This is a genomic window from Microcoleus sp. ARI1-B5 (genome assembly GCF_036705795.1).
Lineage (GTDB): Bacteria > Cyanobacteriota > Cyanobacteriia > Cyanobacteriales > Microcoleaceae > Microcoleus.
In genome coordinates, this window is sequence record NZ_JAUBVK010000008.1 from 15161 (window position 1) to 30847 (window position 15687).

The 15687-nt window shown below is 45.8% G+C and carries 18 protein-coding genes; 5 read left to right on the top strand and 13 right to left on the bottom strand.

Annotated features, from left to right (window positions below):
* Nucleotides 1-38: 38 nt before the first annotated feature.
* The 4 genes from QUB63_RS14510 to QUB63_RS14525 form a co-directional block, all read right to left on the bottom strand.
* Nucleotides 39-1103: a sulfonate ABC transporter substrate-binding protein gene (locus tag QUB63_RS14510; protein ID WP_332945960.1), complete on the bottom strand. Its 1065-nt coding sequence runs from the start codon at nucleotides 1101-1103 to the stop codon at nucleotides 39-41.
* Between the two features lie 148 nt (nucleotides 1104-1251).
* Nucleotides 1252-1452 (bottom strand): hypothetical protein, encoded by a 201-nt coding sequence (locus QUB63_RS14515; protein ID WP_332945961.1) that lies wholly within the window; start codon nucleotides 1450-1452, stop codon nucleotides 1252-1254.
* 14 nt (nucleotides 1453-1466) lie between these two features.
* Nucleotides 1467-1664: a hypothetical protein gene (locus QUB63_RS14520; protein ID WP_332945962.1), complete on the bottom strand. Its 198-nt coding sequence runs from the start codon at nucleotides 1662-1664 to the stop codon at nucleotides 1467-1469.
* Nucleotides 1661-2629, bottom strand: a complete 969-nt coding sequence (locus tag QUB63_RS14525) for a glycosyltransferase family 2 protein (protein ID WP_332945963.1) — start codon at nucleotides 2627-2629, stop codon at nucleotides 1661-1663. Before QUB63_RS14525 ends, QUB63_RS14520 begins: the two co-directional genes overlap by 4 nt.
* Nucleotides 2630-3199: 570 nt before the next feature.
* Here QUB63_RS14525 and QUB63_RS14530 point away from each other — a divergent pair.
* The gene (locus QUB63_RS14530; RefSeq protein ID WP_332945964.1) at nucleotides 3200-3406 is read left to right on the top strand and encodes a hypothetical protein; all 207 of its coding nucleotides are present in this window, start codon (nucleotides 3200-3202) and stop codon (nucleotides 3404-3406) included.
* A 73-nt stretch (nucleotides 3407-3479) separates the two neighbouring features.
* Here QUB63_RS14530 and QUB63_RS14535 read toward each other — a convergent pair whose 3' ends face one another.
* Nucleotides 3480-4628 carry a glycosyltransferase family 2 protein gene (locus tag QUB63_RS14535; RefSeq protein WP_332945965.1) on the bottom strand — a complete coding sequence of 383 codons (1149 nt, stop codon included), beginning with the start codon at nucleotides 4626-4628 and terminating at the stop codon, nucleotides 3480-3482.
* A gap of 324 nt (nucleotides 4629-4952) precedes the next feature.
* On the opposite strand from QUB63_RS14535, the gene ggt reads away from it, so the two are divergent.
* On the top strand, nucleotides 4953-6680 hold the full coding sequence (gene ggt / locus QUB63_RS14540; protein ID WP_332945966.1) for a gamma-glutamyltransferase: 1728 nt from the start codon (nucleotides 4953-4955) through the stop codon (nucleotides 6678-6680).
* Between the two features lie 424 nt (nucleotides 6681-7104).
* The gene (locus QUB63_RS14545; protein WP_332945967.1) at nucleotides 7105-8034 is read left to right on the top strand and encodes a choice-of-anchor L family PEP-CTERM protein; all 930 of its coding nucleotides are present in this window, start codon (nucleotides 7105-7107) and stop codon (nucleotides 8032-8034) included.
* 204 nt (nucleotides 8035-8238) lie between these two features.
* Here QUB63_RS14545 and QUB63_RS14550 read toward each other — a convergent pair whose 3' ends face one another.
* A complete protein-coding gene (locus QUB63_RS14550) occupies nucleotides 8239-9276 on the bottom strand; it encodes a pentapeptide repeat-containing protein (RefSeq protein WP_332945968.1) in 1038 nt (345 codons plus the stop codon).
* A gap of 108 nt (nucleotides 9277-9384) precedes the next feature.
* A complete protein-coding gene (locus tag QUB63_RS14555) occupies nucleotides 9385-10233 on the bottom strand; it encodes an alpha/beta fold hydrolase (protein WP_332945969.1) in 849 nt (282 codons plus the stop codon).
* A 152-nt stretch (nucleotides 10234-10385) separates the two neighbouring features.
* Here QUB63_RS14555 and QUB63_RS14560 point away from each other — a divergent pair, with 152 nt between their 5' ends.
* Complete coding sequence (locus QUB63_RS14560) at nucleotides 10386-10841, top strand: aspartyl protease family protein (protein ID WP_332945970.1); 456 nt, start codon at nucleotides 10386-10388, stop codon at nucleotides 10839-10841.
* Nucleotides 10842-11019: 178 nt separating this feature from the next.
* On the opposite strand, the gene QUB63_RS14565 is transcribed toward QUB63_RS14560, so the two are convergent.
* Complete coding sequence (locus tag QUB63_RS14565) at nucleotides 11020-11742, bottom strand: DUF3120 domain-containing protein (RefSeq protein ID WP_332945971.1); 723 nt, start codon at nucleotides 11740-11742, stop codon at nucleotides 11020-11022.
* Nucleotides 11735-12319 (bottom strand): hypothetical protein, encoded by a 585-nt coding sequence (locus QUB63_RS14570; RefSeq protein WP_332945972.1) that lies wholly within the window; start codon nucleotides 12317-12319, stop codon nucleotides 11735-11737. The genes QUB63_RS14565 and QUB63_RS14570 overlap by 8 nt, the downstream gene beginning before the upstream one ends.
* A gap of 481 nt (nucleotides 12320-12800) precedes the next feature.
* On the opposite strand from QUB63_RS14570, the gene QUB63_RS14575 reads away from it, so the two are divergent.
* Entirely contained in the window at nucleotides 12801-14027 is a 1227-nt protein-coding gene (locus QUB63_RS14575) for a ferrochelatase (protein WP_332945973.1), read from the top strand.
* A gap of 205 nt (nucleotides 14028-14232) precedes the next feature.
* On the opposite strand, the gene QUB63_RS14580 is transcribed toward QUB63_RS14575, so the two are convergent.
* From QUB63_RS14580 to QUB63_RS14595, 4 genes are all read right to left on the bottom strand, one after another.
* Nucleotides 14233-14601: a hypothetical protein gene (locus tag QUB63_RS14580; protein ID WP_332945974.1), complete on the bottom strand. Its 369-nt coding sequence runs from the start codon at nucleotides 14599-14601 to the stop codon at nucleotides 14233-14235.
* Between the two features lie 93 nt (nucleotides 14602-14694).
* Nucleotides 14695-14916 (bottom strand): hypothetical protein, encoded by a 222-nt coding sequence (locus tag QUB63_RS14585; RefSeq protein ID WP_332945975.1) that lies wholly within the window; start codon nucleotides 14914-14916, stop codon nucleotides 14695-14697.
* A gap of 158 nt (nucleotides 14917-15074) precedes the next feature.
* Nucleotides 15075-15254 (bottom strand): hypothetical protein, encoded by a 180-nt coding sequence (locus QUB63_RS14590; RefSeq protein WP_332945976.1) that lies wholly within the window; start codon nucleotides 15252-15254, stop codon nucleotides 15075-15077.
* Between the two features lie 111 nt (nucleotides 15255-15365).
* On the bottom strand, nucleotides 15366-15635 hold the full coding sequence (locus QUB63_RS14595; protein ID WP_332945977.1) for a hypothetical protein: 270 nt from the start codon (nucleotides 15633-15635) through the stop codon (nucleotides 15366-15368).
* Nucleotides 15636-15687: the final 52 nt, after the last annotated feature.

Here is a 15687-nt window from a genome sequence, read left to right on the forward strand (position 1 = left end):
AATGAAACAGCCCTGCCTTCATGGGTGGGATTGGCAATCTACTTACTGTCTTTCCAAACGATTTCTTTAACTTGAACTGGCTTAGGAATAAGCTGCAATTTTTGGAAAGTATCAGCAATTTGCTGCTGTCCGGCAATCTCTTCATCAGTCAGGGGAGAAACGCCATAGTTGCGTCGCTTTTCTGACACTTCCAACACAGAGGCTTCTATCCCTAATTGCGTCTCCAAAAACTTAGCAACTTCTACCGGATTTCCCGCTGCCCACCGATCTACCTTTTTGACTTCATCTAAAATGAGTTTCAAAATCTCAGGATGTTCGTCAACAAAACCCTTGCGGGCGAGATAGTAACCTCGATTGGCAGCGATGTCTGTTGCATCTGTTATCAGTCGAGCACCTGCGGTTTTTTCTGCTGCTGCTAAGTACGGGTCCCAAATCGCCCAAGCATCCACATTTCCTCCTTCAAAAGCGGCGCGGGCATCTGCTGGTTTGAGAAAAACTGGAGTGATGTCGCTGTATTGAAGTCCAGCCTTTTCTAAGGCTTTAACTATGAGGTAATTAGTGTTAGATCCTTTGGCAAAAGCAACTTTTTTGCCTTTCAGCTCGGCAACAGTTTTTATGGGTGAATCTTTGGGAACTACGATACCTTCAGACTTAGGATTTGCAGTTTCGTAAGCAACATAAACTAATGGCGTTCCGGCAGCTTGAGCAAAAACTGGCGGTGCTTCTCCTGTGTAGCCAAAGTCAATACTGCCTGCGTTCATTCCTTCGAGTAGGGGAGGTCCAGCAGGAAATTCTACAAATTTTACAGAAGATTTGGAGGTTGCTAAGGCTTTTTCTAAGTCGCCTTTGGTTTTGAGAGCGTTGAGAACGGTAGCTGATTTTTGATAGCCGATGCTAACTGTAACGCTTTTTGTAGGTGCGGAAGTGTTCGCAGTGGCTGTGTCCTGTGTGGTAGCGGTTGTAGAACAAGCCGCCACTACTAAACTCAAGCCGAGTCCGATTGCAAATAGCAGGGAAAGACTGCGAACTCTCCGAGAAAGGAAAATTTGGCGGCAGTAGCTCAAAATGCCTAAAATCAGGGTTTCTGCGAGCTTAATCAACATAAATGCCAACCGGGAAGGGATTGAGAGTAACTTTACTGGCAGTATACCACTGTAAGTCGATCAATTTACCGGAGTTAATAGTTATTAATTTACATATCTTAATATTTTGGGGTACGATCGCCCATCGTGATTGTGCGGTAATGGTTTGTCATGCTCTGACTGGTTGGGCAGATGTGGCTCTGGCTGTAGAGATTTGCCACCTATTTGTATAAAAAGTGACTAAAGGCGATCGCCTCTCCAATCTGCGATCGCGCCTGGCCAATGTTTGAGTTCCAACCCAAAGGCGATATTTTGCCATACCGTCAGCCAAGGCAACAACGGATTCCCCTGTTTTAAAAGCAGAAGGCAACTAGGCTGAAAAATTTAGTTATATAGAAGGATAGCTACGCTGAAGACCATAAAAGTAATGGTTTCAGCAACACCATCAATTAACTGAACTTGCTGAAAATGTTGGGTGCGATCGCTAACACTGAATGCTGCTTGCAAGCTTAACAGGCAGTCTGAATACATACAAACCGCCCGGCCGCCCGATCGCCTCGATTTTGCGATCGCTAATATCACCTAGCTTCTTGACTCAACTGCTCGTGAGACTTCATCCATTTCCACTTGTTCAGAGTAGCGATGGGATTGAGCGCTGTGGTAGCGATGCCGTAAATAAGAGTCGGCAAAACCTCCCGATTTAACAAACTTTGTCCCACCTTTCTCATGCAGTGCAGCGCCAAAACTTGTCGGAATTTGTTGAGCCTTTTCAAAAGCGGCAAATTGTTAAAGCACAACTGTTCGTAATCGTTGAGCGATAACTCTTTTTCTCCCCGCAAGCGCCGCAGTTGGTTTTCCTTGACACACTCAGAAGCTATGCGCTTTTTCAGCCAGTGCTTATCTGTGAGAGAGTTCCCTCTAATTCGATAATTTCCCAAAGGTGCTGTCGCCGCTAGCAAGCCGTGCTTTTGAGCAATTTTGGTAAATAACTCTGTATCTTCTCCTACTTGCCAATCTTCTGCAAAGCCGCCTTCTTTGAGAAGAATAGAGCGCTCGACTACCACAGAAGACGGGAAAACCCAAGGACTTTCGCCTGTCTCCTTAATCGCCTGCATTTCTGCTTTAGTTGTAGGATAGGTGGGAACGTAACTCAACTTGTTGCCGCGCTTGTCTAAATACCGCAAAGCGTGAGCAACGGCTTTGACTTCGGGATTGTCGGCGAGCATCTTCAAACAAACTTCTAGCTTGTTGGGTTCCCAGGTATCGTCGCTGTCTAGAAACGCTACATACTCGCCGGTTGCCCGCTCTATCATTAAATTTCTTGACTTAGAAACCCCATAATTTTGGGAATTTCTACAGAACTTAATTCTCGAATCTTGCTCGGCCAGCCTAGCACCAATTTTGCTAGTATCGTCCGCCGAGCAGTCATCAACAATTAAAATTTCTAGATGCTTGTGGCTGCCATTAACTACGGAGGCAACGGCCTCTGCCAGAGTTTCGGCTGCATTGAATGCAGGAATGATTACACTGACTTTTGGGCTGTTCATAACTTGAATTAGTTGTGGTTTGGTAGTAGTTCGCCGAAGTATAGTCTTCGCCACATATGACCCCTGAATTGGAATACTGAGAAAGTAAGGATTTTCTGCTGAAACTGAAAATTTCCTGTTTTGAAATGCACCGACTGCGATCGGGTGCGATGAAAGCTGGCGCGAGTGCGAGCTGTTAAGTTCCAAGGCAGAATGTTGTTATTGCTTGGATGATTCCAGCTTCCACCCCCTGGCGTGTATGCCAGCAAGGGCATCAATGGGATGCTGTTTCTGATGATGTGTATCTACATACAATCAAAAATGCTTGACGTACAGCATTATACAGCTTTGTTAAGTTTTGTTACAGGCAATTGTGCAAATTAACTTCCTATATCAAACTCCTTGCCTAGGGGGAAAGAAGAGAGACAGAGTTGGGTAGGGAATAGGGGGATAATTGGGATTTTTGCCGTGTTTTCCGCTACTTGCTTGGCTCTTTATTTATAAAGTTGCACAGGGCTTACCTACGTATAGCCAATATAACAGGCTTGAAGCCTGAGTGCGATCGACCGTAGGGGGGGGAGAACCGTCCGGATGGGTATCACAGCCGATTTGACGGCTAATTTTTCTGACGGATTGCCGTCTGTTGAACGCTCTGAGGGCTTTCGCCAGGGCGATCGCATTTTGAGAGGACCTGTGCAAAGAACCAATTTTTACACGACAAGCAGAATCTGTGCGCCCGTCGTGCAGTCAATAAAAAGGCGGGCTTTGCCCACCCTACAAGCAGAATTTCTGCGTTAGTTAAGTTAACTGTTTAGCTACTGCCAGAAAGCGGCAGCGTCCGGTCGGGTATGTGTAGCAGCCCAACCGCCAATTAGTGAAATTCTTGATTTAATCGCTTCTGATATTTCATCCACTGAATTTTGTGCACAGTGGCTTGAGGGTTCAGCGCTGTCGTGGCAATTCCGTAAAGGAGCGCAGGCAAAATCTCCCGATTTAACCAGCTTTCTCCCGCTTTTCTCATGAAGCGAGTTGCCGCAATTTCTCTTAACTTATTGAGTTTTTTCAACGGAGGCAGGTTTTGGAAAAAGATTTCTCGGTATTGGCTCAATGTTAACTCTGATTGACCGCGAATTCTGCGCTGCTGGTTTTCTTTAACGCAGTCTATGGCTAGACGCTTGTTGAACCAATATTTATCGGTTAAAGAGTTGCCCAAAATTCGGTAGTTTCCTAAGGGCATTTTTGTGGCTAGCATCCCGTGCTTTTGAGCGAGTCTGGCCATCAGTTCGGTATCTGCTGGTACTTTCCAGTCGTCTAAAAATCCTCCGATTTCTAGGATAGCTTCTCGTTCTACTACTAAAGCTGTGGGAAAAACCCAGGGAAGCGCGCCTTTTTCTTGAACGTCCTGCAATTCTTCTGAATTTGTGGGATATGTGGGGATGTAGCTGACTTTCTCGCCTCCCTTGTTTAGATAGCGGAGGGCGTGACCGACTGCTTTAACTTCTGGATGCTGTTTGAGGATGTTCAAACATTCTTCTAGTTTGTTTGGTTCCCAGGTGTCGTCGCTGTCTAAAAATGCGATAAATTTTCCGGTGGCTGCTTGGAGCATTAAATTTCTAGATTTGTAAGCTCCTAAGTTTTTCGGGTTTTTGCAATACTTAATGCGCGAATCTTGCAGCGCCATGCCGGTGACTATTTTGTCGGTGCCGTCGCTGGAACCGTCGTCAATTACTAGGATTTCTATATTCCGGTGAGTGCCTTTGAGTGCGGAGGCGATCGCTTCGCCTATGGTGTCTTTGGCGTTGAATGCCGGCATGATGATGCTAACTTTTTCGGGGTGAAAAGTTGTGCTAATTGCAGGCGCTGCTGATTCTAGGGCGGTGCTGGCTCCGGGCCCGGCGGGCTTCGCCGTAGTGACTTTTTCTGTGTTTAACTTTTTCTCGCTCGCACCTGCGATATCTCTGTTCGCGAGGTTTTTGGGGTTGACATCAGGGATGAATGCGCCGATATTTTCTGCGTTCATAAAGGTTGATGGAGATGTTTATTTGAGATGATTTTGGGGTTCAATAATAGATGCTGATTAACAAAAAATTAATAATTAATAGGCATAGTAGCACTATTCCCGATCGCCTGCAACAGTTTTAGCTATAAGTTTTTTTTAATAATGCTTAAATTTTCCCATAAAAATTCGACTAAAAATGTAGTGTATTTAACAATTAAGCTACTGGACAGATTTGAGTAAACTTGTGGCTGTCAATGATTGTTCTCAGAAGTAAAATTAAATCTATGTCTTTAGGATGATGCTATTCAATCTTTAGTGTAAAATAAAATTTTCAATGGGGTAAAAATGTTTTCAAAGTTAATCTGTAAAGTGCGAATTTATACTGGTTTCCTAACAGTAATACTGTTAGGGGGGTGCCAGCAGCAACTACAGCCAAACTTGCAGCAGCAGCGCAGCAAGCAGGCTATGGCAGTTTCGGCTCACCCGCTGGCGAGCGCTGCGGGGCTGAGCGTGCTGCAACAGGGAGGCAATGCGGTGGATGCGGCGGCTGCTACGGCTTTGGCAATTTCGGTGGTGGAGCCTTTTTCGGCGGGTATCGGCGGCGGGGGTTTTTTGCTGCTGCGGCGGGCCGAAACGGGGACTGTGCAAGCGCTGGATTTCCGGGAACGATCGCCCAAACGAGCAACGCGCGATATGTACCTGGACAAGCAAGGCAAGGTGCGCGAGCGGGCAAGTCGGGACGGGCATTTGGCGGCGGGCATTCCGGGTACTGTGGCTGGACTTTATACGGTGCAACGCGAGTACGGTAAGTTGCCTTGGGCGGCGGTGGTGGCTCCGGCGATCGCCCTTGCCCAAAAGGGTTTTCCAGTAAGTTCCCGCTTCACAAAGGCTACTCTGCAACACAAGGATGCGATTAACAAGAACCGCGCGGCACGGGATATTTTTACTCGCGGTGACGTTTTATACAAGCCGGGGGAGCTGTTGGTGCAGCGGGATTTGGCGCGGACTTTGCGGCAAATTGCACAAAATCCCCAAAGTTTTTATACCGGGGATATTGCGCGGGCGATCGCCGCAGACATGGCTAAAAATGGTGGCATTATCACTCTCGAAGACCTCAAAAACTATACGCCGATTTGGCGAAATCCGATTTGTGGCAAGTTTCGCACTTACGAAATTTGCGCGATGTCGCCTCCTTCTTCCGGCGGCGTTCATTTATTGCAAATCTTAAATATTCTCGGAGAGACGGATCTCAAAAAGTTGGGGAGGCAAAGTTCAGATGCGCTACACTTGCTGGCGGAATCGATGAGGATTGCATACGCTGACAGGGCCGAATATTTGGGCGATCCAGATTTTGTCAGCGTACCTGTCAAAGCTCTGACTAGCAGGAATTATGGCAAATTTCGCCGATCGCAAATCCAAATGTCAAAAGCCAAACCTTCGAGGGAGGTAAAAGCTGTTGACGCTCAAACTTTGAGCCGCTTTGTGTACGAGTCGCCGGAAACTACGCACCTGACGGTAGTTGACTCTGAGCGCAATGTTGTTAGTTTGACGTTTACGGTGAATGGCCGTTTTGGTGCTGGGGTTGTGGCGGCGGGTACCGGAATTTTGCTCAACAACGAGATGGACGATTTTGCTGCTGCGCCGGGAGTGCCGAATTTGTCTGGTTTGGTGGGCGGTAAGGCAAATGCGATCGCCCCGGGGAAGACTCCTTTATCCAGCATGACACCGATTATCGTGACGCAAAATGGCAAATTTCGCCTCGCTGCGGGGGCTCCCGGAGGCAGCACGATTATTACCACGGTGCTGCAAATTGTCCTCAACGTGTTGGTTTACGACATGAATGTGGGTGAGGCTGTATCTGCACCCCGGATTCACCATCAGTGGCTGCCCGATCGCCTGATGGTGGAACGCGGAGGTTTTGAGGCTGGGACGCTTGAGGAGTTACGCAGGCGGGGACACCAGATTGTCGAACGATCCGGCTGGGGAAATGCGAATGCGATCGTCCAGACTGAGGACGGTTGGTTGGAAGGGGCTGCCGATCCGCGCGGGGAAGGAGAAGCAAGGGGGTTTTAGTTGTCAGTCATTAGCGATTAGTGATTTGTCATTTGTCATTTGTCATCAGTCATTAGTTGTAATATCAAGTGAGGTCGATCGCCCGGACTTGATATAAATTGCCCACTTACGCAGAAACCGGGGTTTTTCAGCAAAATCTCTCGCGAGTGGGCGATCGCAAACCGTATAAAAACCCAGTTTTTTTTGGTATCCTGTGCGTAATTCCTGAAATTATTAGTCTGTGTAGGTGTATTTTGGCATTTTTGTTTGTGCGCTGAGGTTTACTGATTGACTAACTGCTAAGAACTACCCAAAACAATTAACAACCAAAGCCGTAAATCTACGTATATGTAAAGTCATTGTAAAGGCACTAGACATTTATGCTTATCTAATGTGAAAATGAAGTTATGCCTTAAATCAGCTTTGTCTTTTAAACACAAACTTTATGATAAATCCTCACAAAATTGCTGCCTTAACTGCTACATTGACTACTGCTCTGACCATGTTGGCAGCGCCAGCAACGGCATTTTCAGTAGGGGCAACTAATAACACTGAGACTTTGAAAAATAATTTGTTGGGAAATAACAGAGCGGGCTTGAGTAATTTCTCTGTTTCAGTTACGGGGAACGAGGCTGCTTTTGGTACTTTCACTAATGACCCCTTCGGTTTGAAATCAGGTGTGGTTCTCAGCACTGGCAAAGTCACCGATATACCGGGTCAGAATCTGAAAGATAACGTAATGACCAACGGCAGCGATTTAAACACGGACTTTGGGCCAAAGGGCGAAGTTGGGGATTTAACTCAGCTAGACCTCAGCTTTTTTGCTGACTGTACTGCTGAAAAGTTGTTTTTTGAATATGTATTTGGTTCAGAGGAGTTTCCTGAGTTCGGCGGTTCTGGATTTAATGACGATTTTGAACTGTTGCTGAATGGTAGTAATTTGGCAAAATTGAGCGACGGGAAAGCAGTTACGATTAATAATCTTGTTCCTAATCCAAATAATCGCTCTACAGATCACTCGGACTATATTAACAACCCAAGTTTGACAGGTATTGCTGCTAACATCATTAAGCTAGACGGTTTTACTAAAGTTTTAGGTTTTGAGGGTTTGCTCAAGCAAAATCAGACGAATGTTCTCAGCATCCGCATTAAAGATGCGGGCGACGGTAATTTAGATTCTGCTGTATTTATTAAAGGCGGTTCTGTAGGGACGCTAAAAGCTGAGGCGGTTCCCGAATCGGTGGCTGTATTGATTAAAGACAGTTCTCTGGAGACGCTAAAAGCTGAGCCGGTTCCCGAACCGATGACTGTCGGAGGTTTGATGGCGGGAGGCGCTATGCTGGCTGCTGGGCGAAAGTTGCGCGATCGGAAATAATTAATATTAAATTAGATTAACAGTCTTGGAGGCAGAAACGGGGTTTGATGAACGAAAAGACTTAGTTGCAGTCCTTGAACCCGTTACAAAAAACTCGGTTTGTGCAGCTAACGCCAACGCTATAAGTTCGATCGTTCGGAATGCGAGTCCTCTTCAAATTCAGAGGACTCGCATTCCGAACGATCGAACGAAAAACTAGATTCTTTAGCTGTGAACCGTACCGTCGGGTAAGATTGTACCTGTTAATCTAGCTCCGGTGAGTTTTACCATAACCCGATCGCCGTAACCGATTTTAGCACCCGTTAAATCCGCACCGCTCAAGTCTGCACCGCTCAAATCCGCTCCGATTAAATTAGTTTCTCTCAAATTGGCATTGATCAGACAAGCTCCTAACAAGTTTGCCCTAAACAAGTTAGCTTTGTGCAAATTCGCACCTGTGAGGTTGACGTTGTGCAGAAAAGTATCGCTTAAGTCGGCTTCACTCAGGTTTGCATTGCTCAAGTTTCTCCCTGAAAAATCCTTTTCTTTTAAGGAAGCTCCTTTGAAGTTAGAACCGCTCAAATCGGGAGCTTGCGGCGCAGCTTGGCGGTAAGACTGAGATGGTTGCGGCTGTGGCGATTGGTAGCGAGAGGCATCTGAATAGGGCCCTGAAGGATTTCCAGCATAGTTTCCCGCATAATTGCTAGGAGATTTTCCTGAAGAGGTTTCAGAAGAGTAGCGGGGTTCTTTTGGGCTTGTCGGCGGCTGCTGGGTGTTTTGGTGCTGAGTGTTTCTGTACGGAGTGTTTTGTTGCTGATTGTTTTGGTACTGAGTGTTTCTGTACTGAGTGTTTTGTTGCTGAGTGTTTTGTTGCTGAGTGTTTTGATACTGAGTATTTTGATACTGAGTATTTCTGTACTGAGTGTTTTGGTACTGAGTATTTTGTTGGGTGTTTTGCTGCTGGGTGTGTTTGTGCTGGGTGTTTTGTTGCTGGGTGTTTTGTTGCTGGGCGTGTTTGTGCTGAGTATTTTTGTGCTGAACGTTCTGATTCTGACCTCTTGGGTGAATCGATCGCAATTGTTCCCGAGCTTGATTAATTTCCTTAATCTTTTCTTCAGCTTTTTGGAGTAGTCTAGGATTATCTTTAGGGATGCGATCGGGGTGCCAAATGAACGCTAAATCCTTGTAGGCTTGAGTAATTTCTTCTCGGGAAGCTCCCGGCAAGAGTCCCAGCACTTTATAGTATTGGTCGAGGTCGTTCATGATACCACCTTTCGCTTTAAGAAATTAGGAATTAAAAATTAAGATCGGAGCAAAAGCTGCTGTAAAAGCTTGCTTCCCCGATCGTACATTACATGAACAACAACTCAGCTAAGCCGCTGCTGGCAAAAAGTCTCGGATTCGCTGCAAATATGTTGCGGCATCCTCCAGCATCGGAAAGTGAGCTGTATTGGGAATTATAACAAATTCTACTTTTTTGCTGAGGGAGGCTGCTTGCTCTCCCATGGCGGCGGGGATAATTCGATCGAATTCTCCGGCCACAAGCAGCGTGGGAACGCTCAGCCGTGCAAATTCTTGGGGCATTTCCTCGGCTGCTCTTTTGCTGACTGCTGTCACCATTGTACCGATCGCAGCTTCCTCGTCGGCCATTAAGAAATCCTTGAGAAACGCCAGACTGACCTCTGTGGGGAGGGAACGGCGCAAAAACCGGGCCATGAAGATGCGATCGACAAACGGGATAGAAGCCAGCCAAGACGGGCGAAATTTGACCGCATAGCCGCCGAATTTGTGAAAGGTGGTGAAGGCTGGCTCGTCATATTCAAAAATCCCGCTGCAAGTGAGTATGGCTTTTTCTACTTTTTCGGGGTAAAGGTTGAGAAATAAAGTAGCAACGGATGCTCCTGTGGAGTGAGCGTTGAGAAAGACGCGGCTTAAATTCAGAGCTTCTAATAATTCGGCTAAGTCGCGGGCGTAGGTTTCGAGTTCGTAGCTGGACTCAGGAGGTGATGGCGGTAAGGGCGATCGGCCAAAACCTCTCATATCGTACAGCAAACAATCAAAATCGCCAGCAATAGCGCGCGCCGTGCTTTCCCAGTAGCGAGCCGAGCCAGCCCAGCCGTGCAGGAATACCATTACTGGTTTGCCGCTGGGTTGGGCGCTGTTGTCTGCTGTAATCCACTCGTAATAATGTTCTACACCGCGAACAGAAATGAAAGCCATGATTTAGATTTGAGATTTTAGATTTTAGATTGTAACTCATGATTGTTAACTAAATACTCATCTCAAAAAATCTGGGTTAATCAGGGGCGATCGCGTCTGCGTTAGCAAAACTCATATAATGTAAGCAGGAAAAGATTAAAACAAAATTTAGTATGAAAGAATTAAATAAATTAGAATTGGATGGAATCAAGAATATGGGGGCAGTCAAGACTCAGGTAAAGCTGACAAATGCCATAGATGAAGCTCTAGTTAGCCGCGGGTTGCTCGCGCCTCGGCTGTTGCGCGAGTGTGAAACAGAAGCTCTAGTAGATACAGGATCGGTTTACCTAGTAATTTCAGCAGAGATGTTACAGCAGCTAGGTTTGCGGATTATAGGACAGCAAGTTGTTAAGTATGCTGGTGGTCGTCAAGAAACCGTAGGAGTAACGGAGGCTATATTAATTGAAATTGATGGACGCAGGACTACGGAGGATGCTTTAGTGACAGGTGATGAGGTGTTAATTGGTCAGGTGGTTTTGGAGAAGTTAGATTTGCTTGTGGATTGTAAGAATCAGCAGTTAATCGGGAATCCGAGCAATCCTGATTATCCTGTGACTTATATCAAGTGAACGCGGGCATACTAAACAAACAGAATACCCAGCCACAATAAGTAGGGTGCGTCAGTTGAGAAACCAAAATTTTTTGTACTAAACCGAAAACTGACGCACCCTACAACTGATTCATCAAAACATCTGCGTCCATCCGCGTCAATCAGCCCACATCTGCGGTCAAAAATCCCCAAAAATCTCAAACAGCAGAAGCAGCCAACCAAAACAAACCATCCACCAAAAGCGTGCTCAAAACTGCACCGCTGAAGGCCCGCCAGTGCAGGCTAGGGCGCAAACTCAGCAAACCGACTGTTAGCAACACAGCGATTAAAACTAAAGCGCAGCCTATGCCCCAAGGAGTGTCGATTTGACCGATCGCACTTTGAAAAATCGGCATCGCTAATTCCGGTTCCGCGTGCATGACTTTGCGCCAGTAGGGCATCAAACCAGTTAAATAAAAATATAAGTCAGTAATCGCAGTGCCAAATAGCGAACCCAAGTAAAAATAGCCGCCAACTTTTCCCCAAGATTTGTTCAAGCACCAAATTGCAAACGGCAAGCCAATTGCTTCTATAGGTAAGTGCAGAATTGGTTCCCATCTAAACCAGCCCCAATAGATGGAACCTGCCAGCCAACATCCGGCAAATCCTAATAATAAGTCTCCCCAAACTTGGGTTTTGGGGCGGAAAATTAGGATTAAACTGACGACGAACCAGGGAATTGTTGAGAGCAAGCTGATGGTTGGATACAAGCGAACTAATGGTGCTTGCACGAAAACGGGAATTGAAACTAAAAAGGCTGAGGCGCTAAATATTAACCACTGCTTGATGCTGTTTGTTCTGCCTGAAGAAAGAGGATTTTCTAGGCGAGAAACGGTGACAATAGGTGCGATCGCCGATGATACTAAATCTAAATTAAACAACTGACTGGACTCCGTAATGTTTCAATAGGTGGACTAAAAATTGTGCTGCGGTTGTGGGTGCGGCTGTCTCGATGCCGGCGGAGGTTTGGCTGATTTGCCAGCCTTGTGCCGTTTGGGGATCGCCCCATAAATCTAAATGTGCGATCGCTGGATCTGCGTAAAAGCTGTCTCCACCGCTGCCGAGAATGGCCGAGCTCCAGTGCGTGAAGCGATCGTGGCTGATGCGGTGGATGGGAAAATTGCCCCCCAGGGGTACTCCCCAGCCGTCTAGGGCAAAAAATGCCCCAACTCGGCCGCCGATTTGCTGCCACATCCAAGCCGCCCCGATCGCCCCGGCTACTCCTGCCGAAAAGCTGACAAATACTAGACTTTCTCCTGCTAAGTCTTGGCTGCACAAAAAGTGCAATATGTCAATAGCTGAAAAAGGCGGATATTTATGAGCGGGAAAAATCTTGACGCGATCGACTATTTGCTGGGAAGGGCGATCGGCAGTCAATCCCCAAATCCCCGAAAGTCCCGCCAGGAAACAGTCGGTTAGCTTTGGTTCGTGAACTCCCGGGCAAATTACCAGTCTCATAGTTCGTCAAGAAAGTTAATATAGTTCGCAACATAACTTTATCATATATCTATTATATCAGATACCATCCCGGGGGATAGGGTGTTAAAGTTATAAGAGAGTCAAGTTGGCAGAGTATCCCCCCAAGTATAGCGCGGGTAAGGCTCGAAACGGCTGGCATCTGAGGCAAGGTAAGGGAGTCTTAAGAAAACATAAAACTTAACCCCCCCGGCCGGATTCCCTGTCAGGCTTAGCAAAGTCCGATCCTAGTTCTAGCCACCCTGTGGGTTTCGGGTTGGAGTTAAAAAGCTGATGCAAGGACTGATGCTCATCCACCCGGTGTTCTTGGATAAATAAAAGATTTGACCGGGCAGTATCGGTGCAGAAGCCGGGAATCAGCGGTGCGATCGCCAATCGCGCGATCGCAAACAATCAAAAATCTCAGATTCACCCTTCATCCTGTCTGGATCTCTTAGAATAAATAAAATTGAGGAATACTACAGTGGTTGCTTCTCCCGAAAAAATTGAGTTCAAAACATCTGGTGCACCCGCAAGTAACGATCGCGTTGCTGTATTGCTGATGGGTTACGGCGAAGTCGAAAGCTACGACGATTTTGCCAACTACAACGAACAAGCTTTAAATTTGCTTACGGCAAAGTTTGCGCCAGTACCGCTTTGGATTTATCCGCCGCTGGCGAAGATTTTAGCAATCTTTGACTTGCACGAGTGGAGTCACCAACACGGTCAATTTGTTTCGCCGCACAATGCTATTTTTGAACAGCAGCGCGCCGGGATTGAAAAGAATTTACAGGAAAAATGGGGCGACCGGGTAAAAGTTTTCAAAGCTTTTAACTTTTGCGCGCCGTTTTTGCCGGAACAAGTAATCCCTCAAATTCAAGCAGAAGGATTTGACAAAATTCTGATTTATCCGCTGTTGGTAGTTGATTCTGTTTTCACCAGCGGCATTGCAGTCGAACAGGTGAATAAAGCTTTAGCACAAACCTTTGATGGTAAGGAACATTGGGTAAAAGGACAGCGCTACATTCCTTCTTTTTACGATGAACCTGCTTACATCCAGCTAATGGCGGATTTGGTTGAAGAGGAAATTAAGAACGATTTAGCTGTAGCGCATTTGCCTTCTCAGATTGGGATTGTGCTGATGAATCACGGTTGTCCGCACAAGGCGAAGGGCTTTACTTCGGGAATTGTGGAAAGTCAAGCTTTGTACGATCGCGTGCGGGAACGTTTGATGTATCGCTATCCTTTGATTTCGGTGGGTTGGCTGAATCACGACACGCCGCTGATTGAATGGACACAGCCGGATGCGACGTTGGCTGCGAAGAATTTGATCGATTTGGGTGCAACTGCGATCGTGTTTATGCCGATCGGATTTGCGACAGAAAATCACGAAACTTTGTTAGATGTCGATCACGTTATTGAGTCTTTGCAGAAACAGCGTCAAGGAGTTACTTACCGCAAATTGCCTTGCGTTAACGACCATCCAGAGTTTCTGAAAATGGCGGCTGAGTGGGCAAATCCGCAGATTGAAGCGTTGTTGAGTGAGACTGCGGTTGCTGTTAATCCGAGTTTGGCTGCGGCGCACCGCGAGCACGGGCATTCTCATGAAGGACACGGGCATTCTCATGGGGAGCACGGTCATTCTCACGGGCACGGACATTCTCATGGTGAACACGGTCATTCTCATGGCGGGCACGGCCACAGTCATTAATTAGGATCTGAGAAACCGGGTTTTTGCGACAATACTGCGTTGAAGACGACAGATTAAGTAAAAAACCCGGTTTCTTTGTCGGAGTGCGTAAATCGAGATTGATTTAGGTGAAAAGGTCGATCGTCCTGTGGTTGTATTGGAGAAGGGGCGATCGACTTTCTTAGCGATGGCTATCTCTTAACCATCTCCCATCCTTATTAATAAATTACCTAAATAATGCACTTCTTACCATATAAATAAAAAATCCAACAGTCATGCTCAATACTATGTCAAATATAGTAAATATGGGGTAAATATACCAAACCAAAGTTTGATGCTCGATAGCTCCAAATTTCCAATTGTATCTAGTCGATGCCTCAAATAACATTCCAAAACCCGCCCAGGATGGAAATATAATACTACCTCCTATAGGAGCAACTAAAAGAAACATTATTATTTCATTCAAACTAAGGTTTGAAAGTTCACCTGATATTAAAAGACAAATAGTTCCTAATCCCCATAATACTGCACCTGTTACCATCCAAATAGTTAAATACTTGTTTTGATATCTAGTTTTTGTTGTATTCTCAGTCATTTTTATCACCTAATAGCGCATAGTAGATTCGAGAGAGCGATCGCCTAACCTTTAACCTTTTCTGTCGATGTTGGCGATCGCTACTGATGTTAATCAATCTTTATCTTTTGACTCTTCAGAAAGCCCAAGGGTGACAACTCCTAAAGCAATTCGCCCCAGTTCGTTAGCTACACCCGCACCAATAGCCCCAAATTCCTCAGCAACACCTTTAGTAAAGTTACGCGAACTTGAATCGCTTTTATTCTCTAGCTGTTGGTTTACCCACTCTTTTAGCTTGTCAGCATCGTTAGCATCTGGCCTTGAATTTTGGCTCATTGAAGAAAAACTCTTTTTTGATTTCAAACATTGTTAGTCATCAGTCAGATTTGACCTAGCTTTTGGCGATCAAGTGCGATCGCCTCCTCTTAATCCCTTCCCCATCCTTTCTGCTAATACATAACAGATTGATTAAGTTTGGTGATTTTAACAACTTTCTAGCTTCGTGGCTTTTTAGTTGCTGCATAATAATTAGCTTCAATCATAGCCTGCTGCTCTGATGATGCTGTACCAGCATACTCGCTAGCAGTATATACTTTGCCCGTGTCCTTGTCCCAATAGACATAAGATGTACCACCAGTTGGCGTTTGGACTTCACCAATTTTTTCTTTAGCCATGACTAAGCTCCTAACCAGTCGTTTTGTGTAGATATAAAACTCAGAAAAAATGATACTAAAATGATGATTTTCCCATTTTTGCATATCATTTATAAATTACTTTTTTAGCTACTAGAGACTCAAAGCAAGCCTTGCCGCAGCCATAATGACATCACGGCTTCCAAACTTCATGCTATAATCTCTACCTTCGGAGTTGTGCTGAAAACCAGTTGGTTGACCGTTTTCGAGCTCAACTAGAGTATGCGGATAATCAGGATCATTTGGATCATATACAGTTCCAACTGGTCGCATCATAAAATATCGACCATGCTGCTTTTCTTTGATTTCCCAATCAATACCATCAACATTACCAATATTCTGCCAGCCTCTTGGTGTTGCCATATTTCACTTTTTATTAACTAAAGCTCAGTCTAGTACAATGATGACTCAGGTA

Coding starts and splice junctions, on each gene's coding strand:
- QUB63_RS14535 (WP_332945965.1), bottom strand. CDS start 4,628: ATGAACGCAGAAAATATCGGCGCATTCATCCCTGATGTCAACCCCAAA.
- QUB63_RS14590 (WP_332945976.1), bottom strand. CDS start 15,254: ATGGCTAAAGAAAAAATTGGTGAAGTCCAAACGCCAACTGGTGGTACA.
- QUB63_RS14560 (WP_332945970.1), top strand. CDS start 10,386: ATGAAAGAATTAAATAAATTAGAATTGGATGGAATCAAGAATATGGGG.
- QUB63_RS14570 (WP_332945972.1), bottom strand. CDS start 12,319: ATGAGACTGGTAATTTGCCCGGGAGTTCACGAACCAAAGCTAACCGAC.
- QUB63_RS14555 (WP_332945969.1), bottom strand. CDS start 10,233: ATGGCTTTCATTTCTGTTCGCGGTGTAGAACATTATTACGAGTGGATT.
- QUB63_RS14545 (WP_332945967.1), top strand. CDS start 7,105: ATGATAAATCCTCACAAAATTGCTGCCTTAACTGCTACATTGACTACT.
- QUB63_RS14595 (WP_332945977.1), bottom strand. CDS start 15,635: ATGGCAACACCAAGAGGCTGGCAGAATATTGGTAATGTTGATGGTATT.
- QUB63_RS14585 (WP_332945975.1), bottom strand. CDS start 14,916: ATGAGCCAAAATTCAAGGCCAGATGCTAACGATGCTGACAAGCTAAAA.
- QUB63_RS14525 (WP_332945963.1), bottom strand. CDS start 2,629: ATGAACAGCCCAAAAGTCAGTGTAATCATTCCTGCATTCAATGCAGCC.
- QUB63_RS14530 (WP_332945964.1), top strand. CDS start 3,200: ATGGGTATCACAGCCGATTTGACGGCTAATTTTTCTGACGGATTGCCG.
- QUB63_RS14550 (WP_332945968.1), bottom strand. CDS start 9,276: ATGAACGACCTCGACCAATACTATAAAGTGCTGGGACTCTTGCCGGGA.
- ggt (WP_332945966.1), top strand. CDS start 4,953: ATGTTTTCAAAGTTAATCTGTAAAGTGCGAATTTATACTGGTTTCCTA.
- QUB63_RS14580 (WP_332945974.1), bottom strand. CDS start 14,601: ATGACTGAGAATACAACAAAAACTAGATATCAAAACAAGTATTTAACT.
- QUB63_RS14510 (WP_332945960.1), bottom strand. CDS start 1,103: ATGTTGATTAAGCTCGCAGAAACCCTGATTTTAGGCATTTTGAGCTAC.